Here is a 23,992-nt window from a genome sequence, read left to right as displayed (position 1 = left end):
TTATTGTTCAACTGGTTCTTTTATTTCCTTTGTTAGCTCAGGCGCTTGTTGTTTCCCTAAACCTACCGCAATTTGCTCAAGCTCGGGACGCAATGTATGCTTACCTGCATAGCTTTCAATCAATTCCTTAACATCAATCCCTGAGGTTTCTTTCAATGATTCCTGGAGTGTTGACATCAAGTTTGTTGCGTACGACGTCACCTTATTGGCACCGCCACCGCCTTCTCCACCACCAGTATCCACTACTGTAATTTTGTCGATGTTGCCTAACGGGCTAGCCAGTTCTTTCGCATATTCAGGCATCATGCGTACAACCATATCCAGAACAGCTGCTTGGCCGTAATATTCAAAGGCTTCGGCAATTTTGCGTTTCGCCTCGGCTTCAGCTAGACCACGCAGACGGATAATATCTGCATCTGTCTCCCCTTGGGCACGCTCAGCATCGGCTTTTGCCATACCGTCTAATCGAATTTTCTCCGCTTCTGCTTTCGCTAACGATTCAATACGATATTTTTCAGCATCAGCTTGCGCGAGCTCACGACTTTTTTCCGCTGCTGCATTTTGCTCCACTGCATAACGATCGGCGTCTGCCTTTTTCTTTACTTCTGAATCATATTGCTTCTCGCGACGTAAAATCTCTTTTTCTTCTAGTTCAATTTGCTTTTGGCGCTCAATAATGCGAATTTGCATCTCTTGCTCGGTAACTTCCTGTTTGGCACGGGCTGTTTCTAGTTCATATGCTTGGTCCGCTCGAGCTTTGGCAATATCCTGCTCGCGACGGAATTCCGCTACCTTTAATTGGTTTTCTTTTTCCGCTTCTGCAATTTCTGTGGCACGCTCTATTTCTGCTTTCTGTGCCTCTTTAGATGCTTCTGCACGTTTAATGCGTGTTTCCTTTTCTGCATCTGCTGTCGCAATATCTGCGTCACGTTTCACCTGTGCGATTCTCGGTTTACCAAGCGAATCTAAATAGCCGTTTTTATCACGTACATCTTTAATCGTAAAGGATACAATCACAAGGCCCATCTTCGCTAAATCCTGAGAGGCTACACGCTGAACCTCCTGCGAGAATTTATCACGATTTTTGTAAATTTCCTCAACAGTCATTGAGCCTAAAATAGAGCGTAAGTGACCTTCTAATACCTCACGCGCCTCACCTTCACGCTCTGATTTTTGCTTCCCTAAAAACTGTTCAGCCGCTGTGGCGATTTCTGTAATAGAGCCGCCAATTTTGATGATAGCTGTACCATCTGCCATTACGGGAACTCCTTGCTCCGTATACACTTCCGGTGTTGTTACCTCTAGTTTACTTGATAATAGACTGAGTGGCTGTGCTTGTTGGAAAATTGGGAAAACGAATGTACCGCCCCCACGTATAATTTTGATGCGATTTCCTGACTCATCCTTATGTACATTTTTTGAGCCAAGGTAGCTTCCTGTCACAATCAGTGCTTCGTCAGGACCAGCCGTACGATACTTCGTCACATACAATCCTACAATGGCGATTAATATAAATGCTACAACCCCTACAACAATCAAAATACTCGTCATATTACTGTCTCCCCTTTAGATAAATTTCTTTTCATAGGCTCTCACCAGTAGAGTACCTTCTTTCACTTCCACAATAAGCACCGTTGTATCATAATCGATAACCTCATTGTCAAAACCTGCTGCTCGCTTGGAAATCATGCCACTCGCCGTCTCTATCACAACTTCCCCAAAGCCGTCTGTTGGTATTGGTACGATTACCCTCCCTAATTGACCACCAAGGGATTCTTCCGTATAAGCTAACGAGACATCAGCGGATCTCAGCGGAACAAGAATAAATAAATAAAATAGTGCACTTAAAATACTTCCGATGATAATAGCAGCAACGATATTCCATGCGCTTGAAAATAAGGCTAGCTTCTCTAATATAAAACCTGTTGCTGACATCATCGTGATGAATGATAAAATCACACTTGGATTTAGAATGGGTAGTCCATCGCCAATACCTTCCACAGCATCTCCAAAAAACATGAACAATATTGTAGCAAGGCCAGCAAAAATTAACACCACCAAATAAATCTGTTCAAGTGAATAGCCAAATAGCGTCAAGTTGTTCACCCCTTTTCATCGTATTACCTACTATACGGATACACGCCCCTATAAGTTTCATAATATTTTACATTTTTCAAAAAAACGAATAACTTTACAACGTATAAGTCATTGGCGCAACTATCTTTTTTCATTATTCTATGTATTAATTTTTTATTTACTTTTCTGGATATTGAACGATTCGCAACTGTACATGATGCCGACCATAGCGTGCAGCAATTCTTTCTGATTCAACCAGAATATCTAATTTGTGGCCTTTAATGGCACCACCTTTATCAGCAGAAATTGCCCTAAACGACTCATAGGGCGTTTTAATTTCGACAATTGTTCCTAACGGGATTACTGTAGGGTCTACCGCCACGATTCTTAAACCATGATAGTAAATTGTTTCACGAACATTAATGCCTGTTGCGGTTATACCACTACAGCCTGTACAATCGGAACCGTAATACGAAGCATTAAATTGCTGCCACTCAGCTTGATTGCTTGCTACCTTGTCATGATGCACAATTATTTTTGTATTCTTTTTTGAATAGCTAGCACGATTTTGATGGTCTTTTTTTAATCTAAGCTGCTCTATTTGTAGCTTTTCCTTATTCTTTAACCTTTGCATTTCTTGTTGTCTTTGTAGCCTTTCAGCTTTTAATCGTAGTGCTTGACTGTTGATTTTTGTAACCGAGTTCTCATACTTGCTCTGTGCCGAATTTTGCATGACAACTGTTAAATTATAGTTATTATTTTCAATGTTATTGTCATCTTCGTATAATAGGACAAAGATTATTAAAAAAAGAATAACCCATATTATTGAAATTACTGTTATTGCTTTCATAAAAATACCTTAAACTCTACATTAATACTGGCACATGATTTGCATCAAGGCATATTTATTAAAGTGTAGAATCGAACCTTTTTATATTAATTTATTTAATAGATTGTTCTTATTATGTATTATAGGTATAAAAAATTGATGTACAGATTAATATTGATGATTAACATTTATAAAAGTTCATATTTTTTAAGAATGTCTCTACTGACTTTGCCGCCTCAATTTCTAAATGCTGCATTTCCTTAGAAATGATTAAATTTATATTTCCCATTTCTTGATAAGCTAATGCCATCGCATAACGATCAATAGTACTTCTATTTGAATTCCCATCTTTGAAAGCTTTCATTGAATCCCCTTCCCTTCAAAAATTACTTTAGCTACAATTTAAATGTTCTTTTCAAATAGACTTGTTTATCAATCTCTGCCATGAGTGCACTAAGCTTTTTCAGTGTTATCTCGTTCTCTGATTGGATATGTGATGTTAATAGAGCTTTTTCACGTTTATATTCTATATCCAAAAACGTTGATGCTACTTGCTCTGTTAAATCCACAAGCTTCTTCTGAAACTCTTTACTTTTTAGCAAAAATTCTTTCATGTTGGTTTCATTGTCAAAAACTTTCCCCTGATTGATTGCGCCAAAAATATAGCTAAAATCTAACGTCAATTCTTTTAATAATTTATTATCCATAGTAGCCCCTACTTTCAATATTTTTTACGATAGTTCTAATTGTTTATAGCATTTTGTTTTTATAATTTTATAATATTTTAAATTATTTCATCCAAATAAAGCTGTACTGACTTTCTTGAATGATAGACTTAGAAATTTTCGTATAAATTTCTATTCGCACCTCACCTTTTTAGTATTATTTCATTTAAATGAAAAATTATATGTGCTTCCCCCCTTCATTAAGTCGACAATTTGTTTATCCCCAATGATGCTCTGTACAACATTTCTAGTACCATTAGTCTTTAACAAATTAAAATTTTTGACCTTAGATATGTAAATTATTGCTATTGCTTCAGCGTCGATTTTGCTGATCCTTCCTTTTGATTGTCCAATTAGTTCAGAAGCAAATTCTTTCACTAAAATTTTTTCCATTTCTGTTCACCACCTTTCAATAATAGTACAACATCACCTTTATCATCCTTTCACTTTTTCCGTAACTACTCATTTTCCAAACCTTTAACATATTCTTTCCAATATTTTATGTGCTGGATAGTGGATATTTAAATAATCTTTTAAGCTTTTTAAAGACGTAATACTATCATCATTAATGGTTTTTCTTAAAAAGCCATTATATAAATAAATTATATTTTTAAGCTCTACAACACAGTATATATTGTCCTGACTGTCATCTAATTGAATTAAACTATCATATTGAATATCTTGTGCATTTTGATAGATGAATTTTGTATCAGTCAGTTCATTCATTAATTCTATTTCCTCTTCATGCAATGAATCCATTAGTATTAAACTAGAAACCGAACTGTCCATACATGCACATTCAAGCATATTACCTCCTTCATCTCTCAGAATAACATTTGTAATACTTCCATTAAAATCTTTCATTAACTCATTTGAAATATTGCTATCCTTATAAATAACTAACTCTAAAATAGCTGTTGTTTGTATCTCATCCACTTAAAAACCCCCTAGTATTACAATGATTCCTAATATAACTTTTTCTAGCTATTCTCCTCAGCATTGATTTGTTCTTATCTTATCACGAACAGACGTTCGTTTTCAAGTTTATTTTTAGAGAATATTTACAATTTACCCAATACCCATGTCGTTTTATCTTATTATTTTATTTATAAAGTAAAACGACCATCAGTGGGGATTTTCTCTCACTGATGGTCGTCAAACCAATCGGGCTGCTACAGTCAGTAAAACGCCCACCTCGTCTTTCAACCTGAGGTGGGCGTCTTACTGACCGTTAATGCAGGACAACAAAAAAACTGGTATTCACCAGTTCTATAGCTCTATATTAAAATCTCCATAATTTGTTTTCATAAAATCAAAATCTAATTTATGTTTGAGTATAGAATAACTTACATACTTATTATCTTTGTTCGCATAACCGGTATCATATTTATTTGCAACTTTTTCTAATAGCTCTTTGTCTAGGGTTTTCACTTCATTATCTTTTACCATTTCCCACAAATACCACATCATACCTGAAATCTGTATCGTACTAGCTATTAAATTACTATTGTCAAATATTGTTTTCGCTAAATCCAGTGCTCTATTCCCGAAAGAAGCTCTCAGTTGAATATCACTACTTTTTGAATTTGCTTTCTTAAATATATAAGTATTGTCCGTAAAGTATTTTTGTCCTTGTTTTGGTGTCAAACTAGTAGAGGATATTTTGTCTAATTTTTCAAGCTTCCAATAAAGATCTTCGGTTATTTCAATTTTTCTTCTATACCCCTTATTATTCGTCAATCTAGCAAAGCAAACCCCATTGTCATTACTCAAATCAGCCATTTTTAAATTTAAAATTTCGCTATAGCCTTCACCTTTGATTCCCTCAAATAAACATAATAAAAATACTGCATGCCGTTGATCATCAAATAAACGCATATAAGTTTTCAATTGCTCTCTTGTATACCTGACGATTGACGCTTTATAAATAAATCTACTACAATATTCAATATCGATTATACTCGGTAACCTTTGTGAACGATTTTCCGTATAACCATTCATAATTGCCCAATCTATATACCTTGAGATAAAACCAATGGAGGCACTTATAGGTTGTGGACTAGGTGATTTTAAACTATAAAACAATTCTTCCAATTCCACTTTATTCATATCAAAAATATCCTTATTTTTTTGATTTTCTATCAGCGTTGCTTTATTAAAGAGCGATAAATAGGTAGTTAAACTATTATCTTTTACATCTAAAGATTTTAAATACCACTCTTTTATATCTTTATTAAATACATTATCTTTAAGCATCAATTGTACACCTCATTATTTAATTAAAACCTCAAATACTTTTTGAAGTTTTTTTCTATTTCGTGTGCTTAGTCCGCCATACTGTAAAATACCAAGCTCCTCCCATAATGAATTATGAATTGAGAAGTCAATCTGATCTAAATAATTATTTAAAATTTCAAAAGGGATATTTTCTTCATGCATCCTTGCAGCCAATTCAATATGGCCAACAAACATTCTATTTTTAAACATTAATGAATTTTTATCAGTTAAATTATCCTTGTAATAAGCAAAAAGATACATCATATATTCGTTAATTACTGTTACAACTTTACCTACCTGTAAACGACTTTCTATTTTAAAACTGTTATCGATGGCATTGGATAATTCAGAAAAAGTAACCACTTCCCCAAATGAATATTTAACATTTGAACTAGAAGTAATTTTTCCCTTTAATTCCCCATCAACTTTTAACTCAATAACTACCTCATCAGACAATTTATCTTTTGCTAATTCCTGCAGTCTTGGTTTTGGGATAGGGTTAGCTTTTGCCATATCTACTTGCACGCGTTTACATTGAGCCTCTGTCATATTTGAAAAAATAACAATCATATTACCTTGCAGATCACTTTTTTTCATGTATGCATTATAAATAGAGAAAGTACGATGTGCCCCATCTAAAACATCGAGTGTAGTTCCTTCTAATACAGTAAGGGATTGTTCTTTTTCATCATAATATAATTCTAAACCGTCATTACCCGTACCAACTTTTGCATTGTATCGTAAAGTAGATGTAATTAAATCTCCATTTAATGTTTGCTTTTCAATCTCACGCAATGATTTTGGATTTAAATTCATCACTTCGATAATTTCATTTTTTAGTTTTTTCTTTTTGGCTTGTCGCTGTATATTTGGGTTATACATAGAAATACCACTCATCCAAAGCTTGCCGATAATTGTATTGGGAAGCACTGCTGCAAACTCATGATGACCTGTTCTTATAACATGTTCAAAAGTATATGGTAACGTTATGATGTCTTCATACGGCGATTCTCTTTTATAGAATCTTAATTCTTTGATTTCAGAAGGATTTAACCATTCATTCATCCACCCAGGATTACTGTCATCAAATTTTAAATTAAGTTGCTCACCTAATAGTAATAATTCGCTTAAATTTGTTTCTCTTAGCACATTTTCATCATTAATCATTTCTAAAATATTGCCTATATTAATGTTATATCGATTAAGTTGAATAGATATCTCATCTAAAATTAAATCATGTTGAACTAACAATGGGATTTTAGCTTTAATATCTTCGATTAATAATTCTCGGGTTTTACCAATTTTCAAAGTTCCACTCCCTTGTTTTTCCATTAAAAATATGATTATTTTAATAGTACCATATGCTAAATTAAAATGTAACTATTATAAATGAATTAATGATATACACCATTTCTTTTTAGGAAGATTATTAAATTGCTTATTAAATAGGAAGAAACAACGAAAAATGGTAAATGAATGAGAATTAATGAATGAATTAATATAAAAATATATTGATTTATAAAATATAGCAATTATAATATGGATAAGTGTAATCGAATACTTACATTAAAGGAGATGACAGTTAATGGCCTATCAAACAGCTAAAGATACAAAATATCAACATTTAGTTTTATCAGACGAAACTGTAATTAAAGAATTATTGACGTTTAGAGGTTCAATAGATGATACGATGTTAAATGGCAGTCAGGGCGTGTGTGCATCAAACACTTTAAAAATGAACACGGATGTAATTAGTTTATTTGCCGATTTAGATGAATTAATAAAAAAATGTTTAAATGAAGAGCAAGTGGAATTACTTGAATACATTGCTAAAGACTACACTAATTATAAAATTGGACAGCTTTTAGGGATTCCACTAAAAACGGTGGGACGAAGGTTTAATACAATTTGTCACCAAATAAAACAAGAAAATGATAGACAATGGAGAAAGGTAGTATATACAAAGAATTTAAAACTACGAACTAAAAGTTGTAGCAAATGTAAAGAGCGACTTCCTGCAACCGACGAGTTTTACAGTTTAAATAGCAGCAGTAAAGATTTATATCATTCACAGTGTAAGAAATGCAAAAAGTAGCTTCAAAAAATTACTTGGGCGGAAATAGTAGCTTTTTAGATACACCAGTCACCTTAATAAGTAGAAGGAGCAATAATATGAAACTACAATTACCTCACAGAATGGTAGAATTGAATTTAGACCTCCCAATGGAGGAAAGAGTGCAAACTATAAGATTTATGCTAGAAAATGAAAAAGTGATTTATCAAGGTGAAGAGATACCGTTAGAATTATATTTCAGTATAACCTCACATACCCATCAGACGTTAATTTTATTAGATATGATTGGTTATTATATTACAAAAGGATATTTTACTAAAGCCGAATTGTTATTAGAAGAAGAGAATTTAAAATTTATTAAAGAAACCAAAAGGCGCAATCTCAGACGGCGAGAGATTACAAAATTACTTAGAAATCAAAGTGCCCAGCATCAATTGCAAGATAACTATGTATTATCTCATCATAAACAAAAAGAAATCAAAAAAGGTTCAATCAGACATAACACATTTTCCAATACTTCTTACTTAGAAGCAATTGCCTTTGGAATTGAAGAAGTCGAAGAAGAACATGGTTAATAAACGAATTAATTTAAAATACATACTATTAATTTGAATGAAATTTTCAAATGTATCTATGCGAAGGCATGGATACATCATGAAGGTTTCATGTACTTCAAAAGAGGTTTATAAATGGAATACATAACATGAGAACAGAATCAATACTAAATCGTAAACTGTAAGTACCTGTTTCTCAAATCGAAATTAAGTAGGTGATGACAATTGTATGTATTAAGTGAAACTCAATCAATGGAGGCTTTCTCATCCCCACCAATTGTTAGTTGAAGTAAGTAAATTAATAAATGAATTAATGTAAAAATGTTATAAAATACTCTTTTTTAATCATGAAAGCAAAACCTTCAAAATCAACCTTCTTTAGGAAGTGAGGACAAAGGAGAATGAAAATTGTAAATTATTTATCTAAGTTTTATACAGCATTGAAAGAACATGAGAAGTTACTTCGATTACTGTACTACATGCCAAAAAATCATTTAGATGATCCTTTGGATGAGTCGAAAATGGATATTTCACAGTTACCTGAAAAAGATCTTATTATAAACAACCTATTAGTAGTTGGAGAAAAAACAAGCGATTTAATTGATTCACATTTTTCTCGCATTTGTTTATATACTGGTCCACGAACGCCTCAAAAGCATTATCTTAAAAGCACAAATCAATTTACTGATCATCCCTACTCTAGCACACAACAATATATTTTTGATATCTATACGCCAGTTGCTATCAATAATATAGATTTTCGACTCGATTGGCTAGGTGAAATGTTAAATGAAGTGCTATTTCAAGAGGATATTGAAGAATTTGGAGATATGAGATTTCACAGTGGGATCCCCATTGTAAATACACCTGAAGGATTTGTAGGGTATCGCTGGATTTATATTATTCCTTCTGGTCAAGGGGCAAGAGGTTTTCAATCATGAGCTTTTCAACTAAAAAAGCATTTGGCAAGTCTACTACATATAAAGGATTAAGTATTTATCCTGTTCGCATGGTTGATGCCGATGAATTTTATGATTACGTGCAATGCTTATTATTGCCGAAAAGTGATTTTCAAGAACCAGAAGTCATTAGAATGTCTTATTTCATGTTTTTGCTTGCCCTCTCTCAAAACAAAGATGGCCCTGATTTATTAGCAAAATTAATCGCTTTATATCGTTTAATTTTTAAAACTGAAGACATTCAATTCACAATCAATGAAAAAGGTATGGCATTTATAATTGTCGACGGTATTTCATTGCATGAACGTGATTTCGATAAAATTAAAACCATCATCAGTGAGCAAAACCTCATCGATTTAGATGATGAATTTATCGATCCAGGCACTAAAAAGGCCATTCAAGAAGCACGAGCATTTATGGCAAAAAGAAGAACGAAACAGGCAGATTTAGAACAGCAAATCGTCGCTTATCATTGCAAATCTGGTCTTCCCTACCATGAGATTGAAAATTTAACGCTTTATCAATTTCATAAAGGTTTAATTCGTATGGATTATATGGTCAGCAGTGATGCCATTCTGAATGCACGTTACTCTGGAATGGTTGAATTTAAAAATGATCAAGACCTTCCCCATTGGCTAGGCCATATTGACGAGCCGAAGAAAAATGAGGATGTCATTATGACAAAGTCAGCATTTGACAAACAAATGAAACAGCTAGGACTTGATTCTAGTTCAAATAAAAAACAATAACTTAAAAGGATGGTAATTTATTATGACACAACAAAATCAATTTTTAACTTCAGTAGCAAACGTACGTTTATTTGATCGTTTAACGGATGAATTAATTCTTAACGGTAAAACTTTATTGAATTCATCGATGACACAAGCAATTCAAACACAGGCTATTCATGCAGGTAAAGGCTCGAAAAAAGTATACGAACTTAACTACCAAAAAGAATTAACGTTCTCAATTGAAGATGCTGCATTCGATACAGCTTATATTGCCTTACAAAATGGTACAGAAATCAATCACCAATTAGCTGAATTCTATACGGATGAAATTATTTTACTTGATGCGAGTGGTAAAGGCACATTAGCTGACACGCCTATTGGCAAAGTGCATGTGGAACAAGTTAATGGTACATTCTCGCAATACGCTCCTACTGGCAAAGAAATTTCTGTTCCAGCATTAGCGGGCAAAGAAGTACAAGTTGTCTATGCTGTTCAGGAAATGATGGATACAATTGAAATCTCTGCTGATTCATTCCCGAAAGCTGTGCGTATGGAATTAAATGTAGATATTCGCTCTAATAACGGAAAAACTGGCGAAGTGATTATCGAGGTGCCTAACTTTAAACCAAATGGTGCAGTGGAAATTTCTATGACACATGAAGGTGTAGCTTCTTCTTCTCTTGCAGGTAGCTCACTAGCAGACAAAAAAGGAAACTATGCCTACATTAAACTTCGTAATCTAGCTGATGAAAAAGTACAAGTTACAGCATTAGCTTCGAATCCTTCTCGTCTAGTGCTTGATTCTGCTGTTGCAGGAGATGCTCAACGCATCGCAGTACTAGGTATCCGAGGCGCAGGTTACAGCAATGTCCTTTTACAAAATAGTGATTTAACGTGGACTTCCAAGAACACAACAATCGCAAGTGTTGATGCAAATGGTGTCATTACTTTAGGTGCCTCTGCAGCAGCAAATGACCAAACAATCATTGAAGTAACTGATGGTACATACCTTGAAACAATTGTTGTTGATGTAATTTAAATGAATTAATTTAAAATGAGGCTGTCTAAAAAGTTCTTCAAACAATAACGCCTGTCTTCCTATATGGTAAAAATCCGCTTCGCTTTCCGCGGGCAAGGCATGAGCCGCATCGCTCGCTAAAGCTCCCTGCTGGGTCTCATGCTCTTGCTTTTCCCACAGGAGTCTACGCGGATTCTTACCTTTATATCAGGAAGAATATCTCTAAGCTTATTGTTTTTACTTACTTTTAGGACAGCCCATCTTTAATTAAAAAAAGGAGTTTAAAAATGGCTAAACGTGAAACGAAACTAACATTAGCAGATATTCAACAAAATGCGGATGAGCTCAATAAAAAACAAAAATTTCACATTGATAAAGACCAGGGTAAATTCATTTATTACTATCCAAAATTCAGTAAGCGCAAAGTAACGATATTAATAAATGACTTAGCAAGCACCATCGACTATATACAACAAAATAACTTAGATTTTTTTAAGAATGACCACGAATTACAACACTATGTCCTCTTTTTAGTGATCAAGCATTTTACTGATTTAAAAACTGAACTTAAAGATAAATCTATTGAAAGTCATTTTGCTACTATGAATAATCTAGTAGAGATTGGTTGGTACGACCTATTCTTAACGGAAATGTTTACGATGCAGGAAATCTCAAATGTGCTAGAGGAAATTAGTAAGCGACTCAATTTAAGTATGCAGTTTTTAGAGTTGGAAAAAGAACTAATCCATAAAATCAAGTCTACTGAAAAAGACAAACTCGTAAAAGAGCCTTCACTTAGCACTCGTTAAAATTTTGAACTACTCCCCTACCTTTTTAGGTGGGTACTTGAACATTTTAGGATATTCAAATATATTCGAAAAAATAAAACGATAAACTGATGATTACAGCTACTTTCAAAGTCGCTGTATTTTTTATGTTTATCTATAAATTAGGAGGGAAAATCGATTGAGTACTGGTGGTGGACAAACAAAAAAACCAATGGACTTATTAGTCGCTCTAGGAGTCAATGACGAAGTTTCAAGAAAAAATATACATACATATATAAAGAGATTAAAAAACATAGATGCTCTAACGATAAACTTAGATGTAAAAGGTCACAATACGCAACTATTTCTGGAATACGAAAAGCAAATTCATGCACTCCAACAACATTTAGACGCGTTAAACCAAAAATTGCAGAATGTTGGAACTGGATCATCCCCTCCCCTGTCACTATTCGATGATTTCAAACAGCAAGTGACCACTTCAGTAAAATCAATAGACCAGCTAAATGAAGCAATCGGTGATGCAAATCTAAATGTAAAATCATTTTACAAGCGTTTAGCAAGCATTCCTAGCGGCGACTTACAATCACTAGAGCAGCTATTGACACAACTGAAAACAGAAGTAGAAACAATCAATTTCAACCAATTTAAACTAAACGGCATTCAAGAAACACAACAAAACCTGCAAGCGCTCGAAGCAAATTTATATAATATTTACGAGTTAAATAAAGCCTACGCAAACAACACCGATTTCGAACAATTAACCTACCAAATTTCAGATTTGAATACTCAAATCAACAATATTCAATTTGGGGAAGGTATACATATTGCAGGCATCTCCGAAATCCCAAGCCAACTAGAAAGCATTAATCAAGCTATTGTGGAGTTTAGCAAGAATACTAAAGAAGCCTCACAAAGTTCAACGTCTCTACTTGATTTGGGGGTGAACTTGTATGAGTTATCTAAAACAGCGAAGGATGCATATGGAGATATTAGAGGTGCCGGGACAGGTATAGCAGCAATTGGGAAAGGTCTACTTTCAACATTTGGACCTGGCTTAGCTCTAGCAGGTATCGATTTTGTGTTTGGAAAAATAATTGAAAGCAGTGAGAAAGCAAAACAAAAAATAGCCGAATTTGAAGCTGCTCAAAAAGCAATGCTAAATACTTTTGAACAAAATTCATCTACAATTGATAGTTTAATTCCTCAATATGAAAGATTAAGCGAAATCGTTAATAATGGAAATGCTGATAATAGTGTACTTGCTGAGTATCGTGATATACAAAATGAACTAGCAACACTTCTCCCCTCTTTGGCTTCAGGTGAGGAAGAATACGGTAAGAAAATGGTAGGCTCAGTTGAAGCCGTTAAAATAAAGACAGCATTATTAAAAGAACAATTAGCAATAGAAAAAGAAAATGCTAAAACTGAGGAAGATAAAGCTAGAAAAACAAATATTACAGAAAATGAAACAAAACTAAATAAATTACAATCACAAGTTGATAGTAATATAAAAGGTTTTTATAATCTTAATCAACATAAAGCAAACGGCCCAGTGGGTGGATTATTTGAGAAGAAAATTAGTTCTGATTTCGAAATTGAGTTAAAAAAAAATGATAAACCTATTTTTGACTCTGAAAAAAAAATACATGAGCTATTATCAGAACTTCAAACTAAACTTGCCGAAGCAAAAACTTCAGGAACTGATAAAGATATTGAATATCTAAACTCTTTAATAAATAGCACTGAACATACTTTAAAATTAATACAGGGTCCTACAAAAGAAATAAGTGATCTTTTACCTGTTATGAAAATGAGTTATATAGATAACCTAGAAACTATTATAAGTAAGAATGAAGCTTTAAAAGGTAGTACTGAAGAGTTAGCACAAACACTAAGTGCTGATTTAATTTCTTCATCTAATGCAGATGAAGTTCAAAATTTAAATTCAGCATTGGAAACTTTATTTCAAGATAAAAATGCTTCAGAGTTTATAAATGATATTAGTTCTCAATTTAGCAAACTAGAATATGCCTCTCCAGAAAAATTTAAAGAAACTCAAAAAGAAGTTTCAGATTATATAAAAAATGTAAAATCTGCATATCCCGATATTGATGATTCTAAACTAGCTAGTATTCAAAAAGGCTTGAAACAACATCTTGGAAGTATAGCAACAGACTACAATCAATATAAAGACGCAATGGATGCAACAGGATTGTCACTTCACAACTTTACTTCAGGTGCTACAACTTCAGGTAATGAACTTGATAATCTTGCATCCAAAATGAAACACTATAAAGATGTTACTGAAAAAACGTTAGGTATTTCAAGCTCTTATGTAGATGCGTTAGATGATTCTTTGTTTAGTTACGAAGCATTAACAAATCAATTAGCTGGTTATTCTCAACAGACTTTAGTAGATATATTTAATAAAGAACATTTAACTGCTCAAGAACAAAATATAAAAGATCTTTTAGAAAGTCGATACGAAATCATGCAAGATTTGGCTTCGGTCTATCCTGAACTATTGAACAATGATTCTAAATTTATAGGCCTTTCTTCAGAAAAGATAAAAACAATGATTGCTGAAAACAACGCAAATGATGCATTGTTAAAGGCCTATAAGTTGTCTCGTGAAAATAAACTAACTGAAGAACAACAGGCCACTTTAGATCTCGCACTAGAAACAAATAAACGTATTAACATCATCAATTCCGAAATTGCTGCATTAGAAAATATATTAGCAGCCTATGCAAAAAAAATAGATGACCCAACTTCTTCATCTGACCTTGCAAATCTACAAGATGAAATGGTTTACCACAGAGCTGCAGCAAAATATGATCCAGAAATAAAAATTAGAAAAGCTGCATTAGTAGACTTGACTAAGCTAAAAATTAACTACGGAGAACAACTAAGTAAAGTCGGTAATACTGTTTCCTCTGTAAATAAAGCTGAAAAAAGTGCCAATAAAACAACCAAAGATTCAATCTATATTACAGACAAATACAAACAAACACTAGATAATTTAAATCTTGAGATTGAAAAACAGGTTAAAGTTCAATCCACCCTACCAAAACATTCCGAAGAGTATCGAAAGTCACTTCAAGCACAAATCGAACTCGAAAAGAGAAAGCTTACTTTAATTGAGGATCAAGAAAAATCCATAAAATCTCAGATTGCTGCAGGAAAGATTAATAAAACAGGGACTGTTTCAGGTAATAATGCAACAACTTCCGCGACCTCTTCTAAATTAAATGGTTGGAATGGTCCAATTACAAGCAATTATGGCAATCGTACACTAAATGGAAAAAAGGATTTTCATCTAGGCGTAGATATCGATGGCTCCATGGGGCAACGACTAGACTCCCCTATCAATGGAAAAGTTATTAAAAGTGGTGACGCAGCTAAAAACGGAGAGCATGAATCATATGGAAATATTGTCATGATTCAGGATGACAATGGCATAAAACACCTATTCGCTCATATGAATGAAACTCTCGTAAAAATCGGAGACAATATTACAGCAGGAACCAAAATTGGAACAATTGGTAATTCGGGGAATGTTTATAAAGGTTCAAGTGATGGCTCTCATTTACATTACGAAGTCAGAAAGAACGATAAAACTATTAATCCTACTGACTACTTGAACAATGCAAAATCAGGAATTATTAGCTCTAGCAGCTCGACTGCTGTAGAAACAACGCAACAAGCAATCGACCAAGCAAAATCCGAGTTGCTCAAAATACAAAGTGACATTCTTAATCAAAAAGAGCTAATTGCTAAAATTGAAAAAGACATTATAGACTCTCAGTTATCTCATTTTGATTGGAAGCGAGGAAATATACAATCTAATTTAGATTATGAGGATTCCAAGCTAAAATTGGTTGATAAAAGTTCGAGTCGATATACAAAAACAATCGATCTACAAACGAAATATTTAGAGCAAAAGCAAACCGTAAATAATCAGGAACTCGTCTATTTAGAAGGATTAATTAAAAATGGCTCTCTTTCAGCTATCACGCTAGATGAAATGAAAAGTAGATTATTGGAATTGAAAACCGAAATGTTAGACACCAATAATGCCATTTCACAATTGGCTTTGAACAAACTCGAAACGTTTGACTATCAACGCAGCATGCCAGAATCACAGCTAGAATATGAGAATGCTAAAATACAAGAATTAGATACCAATTCCGCTAGATATGCCAAGACACTGCAACTGATGACCATTTACATGAATCAAAAACAAAAGGTCAATCGAAGCGAGTTACAATATTTACAACAGCAGATTGCAGGTGGCAAGCATTCAGGCGAAGTTTTAGAGCAGCTTAAAGAGCGATATGCACAGCTTACAACTGAAATAAAATTGCTAGATATTGAAATTCGAGAAAAGAATTACGAAATATTGATTAATATTAAGACTCAATATGATGAGAAAAATGATAATATTGAGTTTTCAATCGAGCGAAGTAAAATTATCCAGTCCATGTTTGATGAAGGCTCCGATGAATATATTCGTGAAAGTAAATTCCAAAAAGAACAGCAAAAAAATTTAATAGAAAGTATTAAAAACCAAATAAACACCACCAAAAATAATATATTACAACTCAGTTTGCTTCCTGAGGATTTAAAAAAAGCAGAGGCAGACCTTAAAGCTTTGGCTCTTAAAAAGGCTAGTTTAAGAGCGGAGCTTGCAACAGACGAAAAGAAAAAACAAGAAGAATTAGCAAATAAATTAATTGATGCCTATAAAGAATACATACAAGAAAAACGGGATGCACATATAAAGAGTATCGATGACGAGATACAGCGGGAAAATGACCGTCACGACACTGTCATGGACAATTATAAAGATGAAATGGATTTATTTAGAAAAAATATCCAAGATAAATTGAAACTAATTGACCAGCAAGAATCCCAGCGTGATTATGATCAGGATATTGCTAAACTTGAAAAAGAGCGCAATGATATCCAAGGACAATACAATTTATTGCTGCTAGATAATTCTCACGAGGCTAAATCTAAACGAAAAAATTTACAAGAGCAACTTGCTCAAATTGACGAGGAAATTTCAGAGAAACGCCATGACCGTGAAATAGAATTACGGAAAGAATCATTAAATGAGCAATTAGAAGCAAAAGAAACTGAAATGAGTCAAAAGGAAGAGCTGGAAAATGAATATCACGAAAAAGAATTAAACTTAATAGATGAGAAAAAGAAATATTGGGAACAGTTCTATACTGATAGACTAAATGATGAACGTAAATTCGAAGAAATTAGAAAGAAAATTCGAGATGGAGAATTCGCTTCATTAAAACAGGAATTTGGCGATTTTAAAACTTGGTTAGACAAAAGCATGCCCGATTTAGAGCTGACACTAACAGGAACCTTCGAAAATGTTGGAACCTCTATCAGGCAAAATATTATTGAGAAATTAGAAAAAGCATTAGATTTAATGAATCAGGTTGAGAAATCATCACAAATAGAAAATGGTGAGTATGGTTCTTCGAATGATATTAGCAATAATAAAAACAAATCTTCACTGATTGAAGGTGATATGCAAGTACTGTTAGGAAAGTTTATGACCGATGTTCTTGCTGAAAATGAACCAAACTCTGTACGTAAAGCAAGTATTAGAGAAAAGGCTCACAATCTGGCCCAAGAAGGCAGAAAAAATAATTCTGAGATTCCCACAGATATCGATTTTAATAATTACATAACAACAAAACTATCTGATGATGATCTACTTAAATTAAGTAACTTTTTTATGGAACAAGCGAAGCATGTAGTCATAACTCCCCAACTTCAGGATCTTATCATAGAAAAAGCAAATGCCTTAAGAATAGCCGGGACTCAGTACAGTTTTAATAACTCTGCTTCTGCCTTACAAGGAGGAATTACAAATTTTTCCAGTCAAGGTATTGACGGTTTAGGTGGGAAAGCGATGATTGTCCATCCAAATGAATTAATTCATTCCCCTATCGACACTAAAAACTTACTTTCAATGGCCAATATAATGGATAGAGCTAGCTTATTCTTCCGACCAATATTAGATAGAATCCCGCAATTTAGCAATACCTTCCGTACAGTTCAAGCCGCTTCTGCTTCAACATACGGAGACATCAACATCGAATTTAACATCGATAAAATGAATGGTGATATGAATGATCTCAATAAATTTAGCAAAATGATTAACGATGACTTATTACGTAAGAAAGGGATGAGAAATTAGTGTTAGAATCTATTCATTTTATGTATGATAATATCTCATCAAAGGATATGGGCGTTACGATAGGATGGTCTTCAGGTAATTTATTTGAAGAGAATTTTTTACCGTCACGGCGAATTATCGAAAAGAAAATCGCAAATAATGAAACACCTTACTTTCAGAGAGTGGAGCATGAACCACTCTCTTTTAAATTGTCCTTTTATCTAGATGATTGGGTAAACGAAAGTGATTTAAGAAAAATTGCACGCTGGCTCTTCCAACCCTATTATAAACCACTAGTATTTGATCATAATCCTAATAGAGTCATGTATGCACTTGTAGAAGGTGATTCAACGCTCATACATAATGGGCTCAAACAAGGTTATGTAGAACTAAAGATTCGATGCGATTCACCTTATACCTATTCGCATGAACATATACTAGATAAGATAGAGTTTCGAGAATCGAATAAAAGTTACTTATTAAAGGATGATATGACTACATTTGCGGAAGGAGAATGCCATAATATGAAAATTACTTCAAATGGATTGACAATTGATGCAATGAATAACACATGGGGCATATTGTATGCCAACACTACGAATTGGGGTGACAATTGAAATGGAAACTACAAATAAACTAGGCTTAAAAATTGTAACAGAAACCACATTTGAGCAGGATGATATCAAGGAAACCATTGTCAACTATGGTGAAAACTTTAATAAACTTGAAAAATACTTAAAATCGTCTGCTCAATCTATTGAAGAATTACATGATAACACGTTTTATCCGATTGGTTATATTGTATGGAACAAAGCACCCGCCATTAGCGCCCATATTGGTTGGGTTGCAACGAGAGAAGGCATCCATGCTAAAACCTGGAAACCTAACAAGAATTATGTTGTAGGAGATTTAATAAAGGCTGTGCCTGATAATGGTGGTTTATATGAATGTGTAGTGGATGGCAAAAGTTCAACTAGCTCCCCTACCTTCCTTACAGGATTACATCAAGAGTTTTATGATGTTAATGGTAGTAATTGGCGCAAGGACTATAACTATGAAGTTGGGGATATTGTTTATCCTACTAATGGTAGCAAACAATACTACTACATTTGTGAAACAGCAGGATTGTCTTCAGTAAATGAACCCGTATGGTCTTCCATTCAAAATGAAACTGCATCCATTGATAACTCTGTCGTTTGGCGAAAAGCGAAGACCATTAAATGGAAACGTATTGGAAACAGCTGTGAATTTAGGCCATTTGGCAAAATAGAATAGAGGTGCTTGCATGACAAATTGGGGTTCCATTTCAACGGTAAAAGGCTCGTATATCTCCAACATACATTCTATTTCTACTAATGCCCAAAAATATTTGACAACGATGGCAGCTAATATTGTAAATGTATATGCTAAACAAGTCGAATTCTATTATTCAGTATCCTACGATACGCTTAAGTGGACCGCATGGCAGCCAATAAATTTCAATGATACTGGTCTTTTAGATCAATATAGCCTCAAAGGAATGTCCTTTAGATATAAAATCGTCATGAGTGCTACTAAAGAGCATGAAAAACCTTATATCCAAACATTCTCAATTAGTTTTGATCCATGTGCTGTTTTAGAAAACTTAGGTGATTTTACGGTAAAACCTAAAGTATGGATTAGAAAAAAGAACGGCAATGGAAACGTAGCAATAACGAATACTATGACAAATCAAAAGATGCAATTACATAATTTAATTGATAACGAAGAAGTTTTTATTCATTGTCAGAAAGAAGAAATAGTGTCAAATCGACAATATTTAGGCGTCTATCGCTATGATGATCACAATGATGAATTTTTGGAACTAACGATTGGGAACAACTACATTCAAGCAGATGGAGATTTCGATATGCATGTTAGATACCAACATGTATTTATTCAACAATAATTTTCAATGAAAGGGGGTGATAAAGTGAAATTAGGTGACATTAATTATGATATAAAAGCTGCACAACCGAGAATTTTCCTCTGTAGACCCGATAAAAAAACAATCGCACTTCTTAGTGAAGCTTATGATATTAGCTATAATACGAAGTTAAATGTATTAAATGAATTATCTTTCAAGATACCGACAGTTATTTTGCAAGATGGTGTTCCCACGGACAATCCGAATATCCAAACGATTAAAAATCGATATTTATTTAAACTGAAGTTCGGTCCTGTAACGGAATACTTCTTATTGAATGAATCCACCAAATCTTATAGCGATGATGAATATATTCAATACTCTGCCCTATCGTTGGGTGTGCAACTGAGCGATAAAAATATTAGAGATTTTGAAGTAGTCAGTAAAACGCTCGCACAAATTACAAACGAAATATTATCCTCAGCAAATACTAATTGGAAAATTGGTTATGTCGATAGCTTTTTCGAAACCTATCGCAGCTATGAAGTATCCTCAAATAATATTCTAGAAATTATTTATGATTTAGCAAACCTATGGAATGCTCTAATTGTTTGGGACACACTTAAATGTGAAATAAACTACTATAGACCTGATAATATTGGCAACAATAAAGGGTTTTATATCCGAGATGGCAAATATTTAGAAAGCTTTAATTTGTCTACTAACACGATTGATACAATCACTCGATTAAAGGTTTATGGTCAAGATGGACTGACAATACATCGGTTAAACCCCACAGGTCAGGCTTATTTAGAAGATTTTAGATTCTACCTCTACCCCTTTAAACGTGAAAACGGGGTCGTCATTAGCCATTCGGAGTACTTAAGTGATGACTTATGTATTGCATTAGAAAATTATCATGCATTAGTAGAGTCATTAGCAGAAAAATTCACTCACTTAACGAGTTCTATCACTACGCAGAATTCCATTATTCAAACTGAAGAACAGCGTCTTAGCAGTCTACAAACACAAAGAATTATCATAGAAGATGAATTAGATTTATCCAATGCTAATTTTCAATCGAACTCCCCTTCTCACCTGGATATCATTAACCGACTAGAAGCAAAAAGAGCTGAGATTGCCAATCAAGAAGCCTTTATTCGGGACTTAAACTATCAATTAAGCAATTATCAAGATGAGTTAGAACGATTAAGAAGTAAATTACTTAGAGAGAATAATTTCTCAAAAGAACAGTTAGCTGAATTATCCAATTTTGAAATCGACAAAGAATATACAAATGACTCGATTGTCGATGATCAAGATTTGTTAGAAGAAGCACAAGAAATTTTCAAACAATACTTACAACCTAAAATTAAATTAGACATGAATATGATTGATTTTTTAGCAGTCGTGGAATGTCAAAATGATTGGGATAAACTCAATTTAGGTGATATCGTCAGCGTTCGTTATGACCGATTGCAGGTAGATATTAAAGCTAAAATAACGGAAATTACCTATGATTTTGAAAGAGAAAGTATTTCAGTTATTATCACCAACGAAATTGATGAAAAAAACACCTGGTTAGAGCAGCTTAGTAAGGCTGGCAATACCTCTACTCTCGTCCAAATGGAAAAATGGAAATGGAATCTTTCCGAAAAAAACAATGGGGCCATTAACGACATCATTAACAATAAATGGGACTCATTGAAAAATGCTGTAATGGCTGGATATAACCAGCAAATTGAGATCAATGAGCGCGGCATTACAGTAAAAGATTTAACCGACCCTTTAAGCTGGCTAGTGATTCAAAATGGATTTTTAGCTATCACAAACGATAACGGCAACTCATGGAAGCACGCCATTTCGAAAGATGGCATTTTTGGCGAGAGAATTTTCGGTAAAATAATTTCTGGTGTGAATTTAATCATTGAAGACGAATCAGGTGTTTGGCTGACACAAGGCTCACGGACCACTATTTATAATCGTAACGGTGATGAAGTCATGCGGTTAGGGCTTGTATCAGACAATGAAAAAGATAAGGACGGAAATTTAATTCCTCAAGAATCTGAATGTTTTGGTCTTGTTTCATGGAATACGATAACAAAAGTAGCGTTGACAACTTGTGAAGGTTTTTCAGTCAGCAAAAAAGACGGCGATGATTGGAAAAAAGTACTATGGGCTAATACAGATGGTACGTTGTATTCTCGAAATATGGTGGCCGAAAATATTAAAATCGTAAATAACCTAGACCAAGTAATTTTAGATGCAGAAAATAATTACTTTGATATTGGCTTATTTGACAAGATTGTGGCAGACGGAAAATTGACTACGCTTGAAAAATTAGAGCTTATTAAAGAATTATATAAAATACACTCAGACTACAAGCTGCTTCTCCAACAAGCGCAAAAGTATATTAGAAGTGAACGAGATAATAAAACAGATGTGAATGCCGAATTTAATACAGATACTCAAACGTTCCCTACTGTCTATTCTATAACTGATAGGTACTCTACAAGTGCTTTAAAAGATGCTTATTTAGCACTCATGAATTATATTTCAAGCTATATTAGGATTCTTAATAATGGCTTTTTAGATGCACAAAATTTAAATATTGATATGACTGACCCACTGACTGAATCCACGAGTCCGATTGAGAATCGTGGTATTTTTGTGCAAAAATTTAAAAATTACTATGATGAAGCTACTCGCCTTCGACAAGCTATTGAAGACTCCTTGTTCTATTCAGGTATTCACATGGGTGCGTATAATAATAATTTAATTATGAATGAGTTTGGTTTTATAGCTGTGCGCAGTGATGGAAAATACCGAGCTTTTCTGAATGCTACTAATGGTCTTGCTCTGCAAAAGTGGGAGAATGATAAATGGGTCAGTAAATTATTTGCTACATTAAATGACGACAAATGGGAAGATGGCACACTGTATGCTGAAGGTTTAGTCACAAAAAACTTACGCATTGTAGATGGCAACTTAGGCGACGCCATTATTCTTGATTGGGAACGTGGCATCACTATCTTTGGTAGAAATGGCGAAGAGATAAGGCTAAACGCAAACGAAGCCATTTCAATTTATGTTAACGGCAATAGAAAATTCTACGTTGACACAGATGGTAGGCTTTATGCCAAAGATATTACGACCCATAATTTAAAAATTGTTGACGGTTTTTTAGGAGAGAAAATAACTTTCGACCACAATAAAGGTATTACGATTAACGGCAATAACGGCGAAGAAATACGCTTAAATGCCAATGAAGGCATCGCCATTGATGTTAAAGGTGAAAAGCGCATTTGGATTGGTAAAGATGGCCTTATCTACGCTAAAAAACTTCTTATAATGGGTAATGATAGTGATGAAATGATAAAAGATGTGGATGGAAGTTATATTTCCGATTTAACGGTCAATAAATTAAAGACACTGAATTCCAACCAACCACAAGACTTTATTCATGTTAAGGATAATTTCTTTAAGATTAAAACAAATTATGGCGGTTCTGAAAAAGATAAGCTCACGATCACAGTGAAAGAAACTGGAGATGCTGCTTACCCTCACATGACGTGGGGGGCAGGCGGAGATGCGGGCGCAGGAAACAATGTCGGATACCAATACAAAAAAAGTGATGGCTTCTATTTTGACTATGTGGGCACGGATGGCCAAAAACGAGAAATTGCTCTTAAAAATGGCGATGAATCCATTCTAATGAAAACACCTCACTCCATGAGCTTCGATGGCAAAAATATTAATTTCAAAGCTTCCAATGCCATTACTTTAGCGGTAGGAGAAAATAAAATTGTCATCAGCACTTCGGGAGTTAAGGTAAATGGGTCTCGAATCGACCTCAACTAAGGAGGAA

At 33.9% G+C, this 23,992-nt stretch carries 20 protein-coding genes; 11 read left to right on the top strand and 9 right to left on the bottom strand.

Annotation, left to right across the window (positions count from 1 at the left end):
- The 9 genes from C9J31_RS07555 to C9J31_RS07515 all read right to left on the bottom strand — a co-directional run bounded on the left by C9J31_RS07555 (position 1) and on the right by C9J31_RS07515 (position 7,215).
- Positions 1-1,551 (bottom strand): flotillin lipid rafts scaffold protein FloT, encoded by a 1,551-nt coding sequence (locus C9J31_RS07555; RefSeq protein ID WP_107924837.1) that lies wholly within the window; start codon positions 1,549-1,551, stop codon positions 1-3.
- Between the two features lie 15 nt (positions 1,552-1,566).
- Positions 1,567-2,097, bottom strand: coding sequence for an NfeD family membrane protein (locus C9J31_RS07550; protein WP_054767804.1), 531 nt, complete (start codon positions 2,095-2,097; stop codon positions 1,567-1,569).
- A gap of 157 nt (positions 2,098-2,254) precedes the next feature.
- Entirely contained in the window at positions 2,255-2,926 is a 672-nt protein-coding gene (locus tag C9J31_RS07545) for a 3D domain-containing protein (RefSeq protein WP_107951016.1), read from the bottom strand.
- Between the two features lie 160 nt (positions 2,927-3,086).
- Positions 3,087-3,269 (bottom strand): hypothetical protein, encoded by a 183-nt coding sequence (locus C9J31_RS07540; protein ID WP_054767807.1) that lies wholly within the window; start codon positions 3,267-3,269, stop codon positions 3,087-3,089.
- A 31-nt stretch (positions 3,270-3,300) separates the two neighbouring features.
- On the bottom strand, positions 3,301-3,612 hold the full coding sequence (locus C9J31_RS07535) for a hypothetical protein (protein ID WP_054767808.1): 312 nt from the start codon (positions 3,610-3,612) through the stop codon (positions 3,301-3,303).
- A 180-nt stretch (positions 3,613-3,792) separates the two neighbouring features.
- The gene (locus C9J31_RS07530; protein ID WP_107951018.1) at positions 3,793-4,023 is read right to left on the bottom strand and encodes a hypothetical protein; all 231 of its coding nucleotides are present in this window, start codon (positions 4,021-4,023) and stop codon (positions 3,793-3,795) included.
- 84 nt (positions 4,024-4,107) lie between these two features.
- Positions 4,108-4,566, bottom strand: coding sequence for a hypothetical protein (locus C9J31_RS07525; protein WP_107951020.1), 459 nt, complete (start codon positions 4,564-4,566; stop codon positions 4,108-4,110).
- Between the two features lie 333 nt (positions 4,567-4,899).
- Positions 4,900-5,886, bottom strand: coding sequence for a phage lytic cycle repressor MrpR family protein (locus C9J31_RS07520; RefSeq protein ID WP_107951021.1), 987 nt, complete (start codon positions 5,884-5,886; stop codon positions 4,900-4,902).
- A 15-nt stretch (positions 5,887-5,901) separates the two neighbouring features.
- Positions 5,902-7,215 carry a ParB N-terminal domain-containing protein gene (locus tag C9J31_RS07515; protein WP_107951023.1) on the bottom strand — a complete coding sequence of 438 codons (1,314 nt, stop codon included), beginning with the start codon at positions 7,213-7,215 and terminating at the stop codon, positions 5,902-5,904.
- Between the two features lie 277 nt (positions 7,216-7,492).
- On the opposite strand from C9J31_RS07515, the gene C9J31_RS07510 reads away from it, so the two are divergent.
- The 11 genes from C9J31_RS07510 (at position 7,493) to C9J31_RS07460 (ending at position 23,985) form a co-directional block, all read left to right on the top strand.
- The gene (locus C9J31_RS07510) at positions 7,493-8,002 is read left to right on the top strand and encodes a helix-turn-helix domain-containing protein (protein WP_107951025.1); all 510 of its coding nucleotides are present in this window, start codon (positions 7,493-7,495) and stop codon (positions 8,000-8,002) included.
- Positions 8,003-8,079: 77 nt separating this feature from the next.
- On the top strand, positions 8,080-8,556 hold the full coding sequence (locus tag C9J31_RS07505) for a hypothetical protein (protein ID WP_107951027.1): 477 nt from the start codon (positions 8,080-8,082) through the stop codon (positions 8,554-8,556).
- Between the two features lie 380 nt (positions 8,557-8,936).
- On the top strand, positions 8,937-9,476 hold the full coding sequence (locus C9J31_RS07500; protein WP_107924844.1) for a hypothetical protein: 540 nt from the start codon (positions 8,937-8,939) through the stop codon (positions 9,474-9,476).
- On the top strand, positions 9,473-10,243 hold the full coding sequence (locus tag C9J31_RS07495; RefSeq protein ID WP_107951029.1) for a hypothetical protein: 771 nt from the start codon (positions 9,473-9,475) through the stop codon (positions 10,241-10,243). Before C9J31_RS07500 ends, C9J31_RS07495 begins: the two co-directional genes overlap by 4 nt.
- 22 nt (positions 10,244-10,265) lie before the next feature.
- Entirely contained in the window at positions 10,266-11,264 is a 999-nt protein-coding gene (locus C9J31_RS07490; RefSeq protein ID WP_107924846.1) for a hypothetical protein, read from the top strand.
- 266 nt (positions 11,265-11,530) lie between these two features.
- Positions 11,531-12,052: a hypothetical protein gene (locus tag C9J31_RS07485; protein WP_107951031.1), complete on the top strand. Its 522-nt coding sequence runs from the start codon at positions 11,531-11,533 to the stop codon at positions 12,050-12,052.
- Positions 12,053-12,209: 157 nt separating this feature from the next.
- Positions 12,210-18,260 (top strand): peptidoglycan DD-metalloendopeptidase family protein, encoded by a 6,051-nt coding sequence (locus C9J31_RS07480; protein ID WP_107951032.1) that lies wholly within the window; start codon positions 12,210-12,212, stop codon positions 18,258-18,260.
- Positions 18,260-18,856, top strand: coding sequence for a distal tail protein Dit (locus C9J31_RS07475; RefSeq protein WP_107924849.1), 597 nt, complete (start codon positions 18,260-18,262; stop codon positions 18,854-18,856). Before C9J31_RS07480 ends, C9J31_RS07475 begins: the two co-directional genes overlap by 1 nt.
- Positions 18,825-19,514, top strand: coding sequence for a hypothetical protein (locus C9J31_RS07470; protein WP_107924850.1), 690 nt, complete (start codon positions 18,825-18,827; stop codon positions 19,512-19,514). The genes C9J31_RS07475 and C9J31_RS07470 overlap by 32 nt, the downstream gene beginning before the upstream one ends.
- Positions 19,515-19,524: 10 nt before the next feature.
- Positions 19,525-20,166 carry a phage tail domain-containing protein gene (locus C9J31_RS07465; protein ID WP_107924851.1) on the top strand — a complete coding sequence of 214 codons (642 nt, stop codon included), beginning with the start codon at positions 19,525-19,527 and terminating at the stop codon, positions 20,164-20,166.
- A gap of 24 nt (positions 20,167-20,190) precedes the next feature.
- Positions 20,191-23,985, top strand: a complete 3,795-nt coding sequence (locus tag C9J31_RS07460; protein WP_193767148.1) for a phage tail spike protein — start codon at positions 20,191-20,193, stop codon at positions 23,983-23,985.
- Positions 23,986-23,992: the final 7 nt, after the last annotated feature.

The sequence above is a fragment of the Lysinibacillus parviboronicapiens genome (assembly GCF_003049605.2).
GTDB classification, from domain to species: Bacteria; Bacillota; Bacilli; order Bacillales_A; family Planococcaceae; genus Lysinibacillus; species Lysinibacillus parviboronicapiens.
The sequence above is the reverse complement of the archived record's forward strand: the minus strand, read 5'-3'. Positions and strand labels throughout refer to the sequence as shown.

Bases quoted from the DNA above. Each gene is read 5' to 3' on its own strand.
- C9J31_RS07555 (WP_107924837.1), bottom strand. From the start codon at position 1,551: ATGACGAGTATTTTGATTGTTGTAGGGGTTGTAGCATTTATATTAATC.
- C9J31_RS07545 (WP_107951016.1), bottom strand. From the start codon at position 2,926: ATGAAAGCAATAACAGTAATTTCAATAATATGGGTTATTCTTTTTTTA.
- C9J31_RS07540 (WP_054767807.1), bottom strand. From the start codon at position 3,269: ATGAAAGCTTTCAAAGATGGGAATTCAAATAGAAGTACTATTGATCGT.
- C9J31_RS07535 (WP_054767808.1), bottom strand. From the start codon at position 3,612: ATGGATAATAAATTATTAAAAGAATTGACGTTAGATTTTAGCTATATT.
- C9J31_RS07530 (WP_107951018.1), bottom strand. From the start codon at position 4,023: ATGGAAAAAATTTTAGTGAAAGAATTTGCTTCTGAACTAATTGGACAA.
- C9J31_RS07520 (WP_107951021.1), bottom strand. From the start codon at position 5,886: ATGCTTAAAGATAATGTATTTAATAAAGATATAAAAGAGTGGTATTTA.
- C9J31_RS07510 (WP_107951025.1), top strand. From the start codon at position 7,493: ATGGCCTATCAAACAGCTAAAGATACAAAATATCAACATTTAGTTTTA.
- C9J31_RS07505 (WP_107951027.1), top strand. From the start codon at position 8,080: ATGAAACTACAATTACCTCACAGAATGGTAGAATTGAATTTAGACCTC.
- C9J31_RS07500 (WP_107924844.1), top strand. From the start codon at position 8,937: ATGAAAATTGTAAATTATTTATCTAAGTTTTATACAGCATTGAAAGAA.
- C9J31_RS07495 (WP_107951029.1), top strand. From the start codon at position 9,473: ATGAGCTTTTCAACTAAAAAAGCATTTGGCAAGTCTACTACATATAAA.
- C9J31_RS07490 (WP_107924846.1), top strand. From the start codon at position 10,266: ATGACACAACAAAATCAATTTTTAACTTCAGTAGCAAACGTACGTTTA.
- C9J31_RS07485 (WP_107951031.1), top strand. From the start codon at position 11,531: ATGGCTAAACGTGAAACGAAACTAACATTAGCAGATATTCAACAAAAT.
- C9J31_RS07470 (WP_107924850.1), top strand. From the start codon at position 18,825: ATGCCAACACTACGAATTGGGGTGACAATTGAAATGGAAACTACAAAT.
- C9J31_RS07465 (WP_107924851.1), top strand. From the start codon at position 19,525: ATGACAAATTGGGGTTCCATTTCAACGGTAAAAGGCTCGTATATCTCC.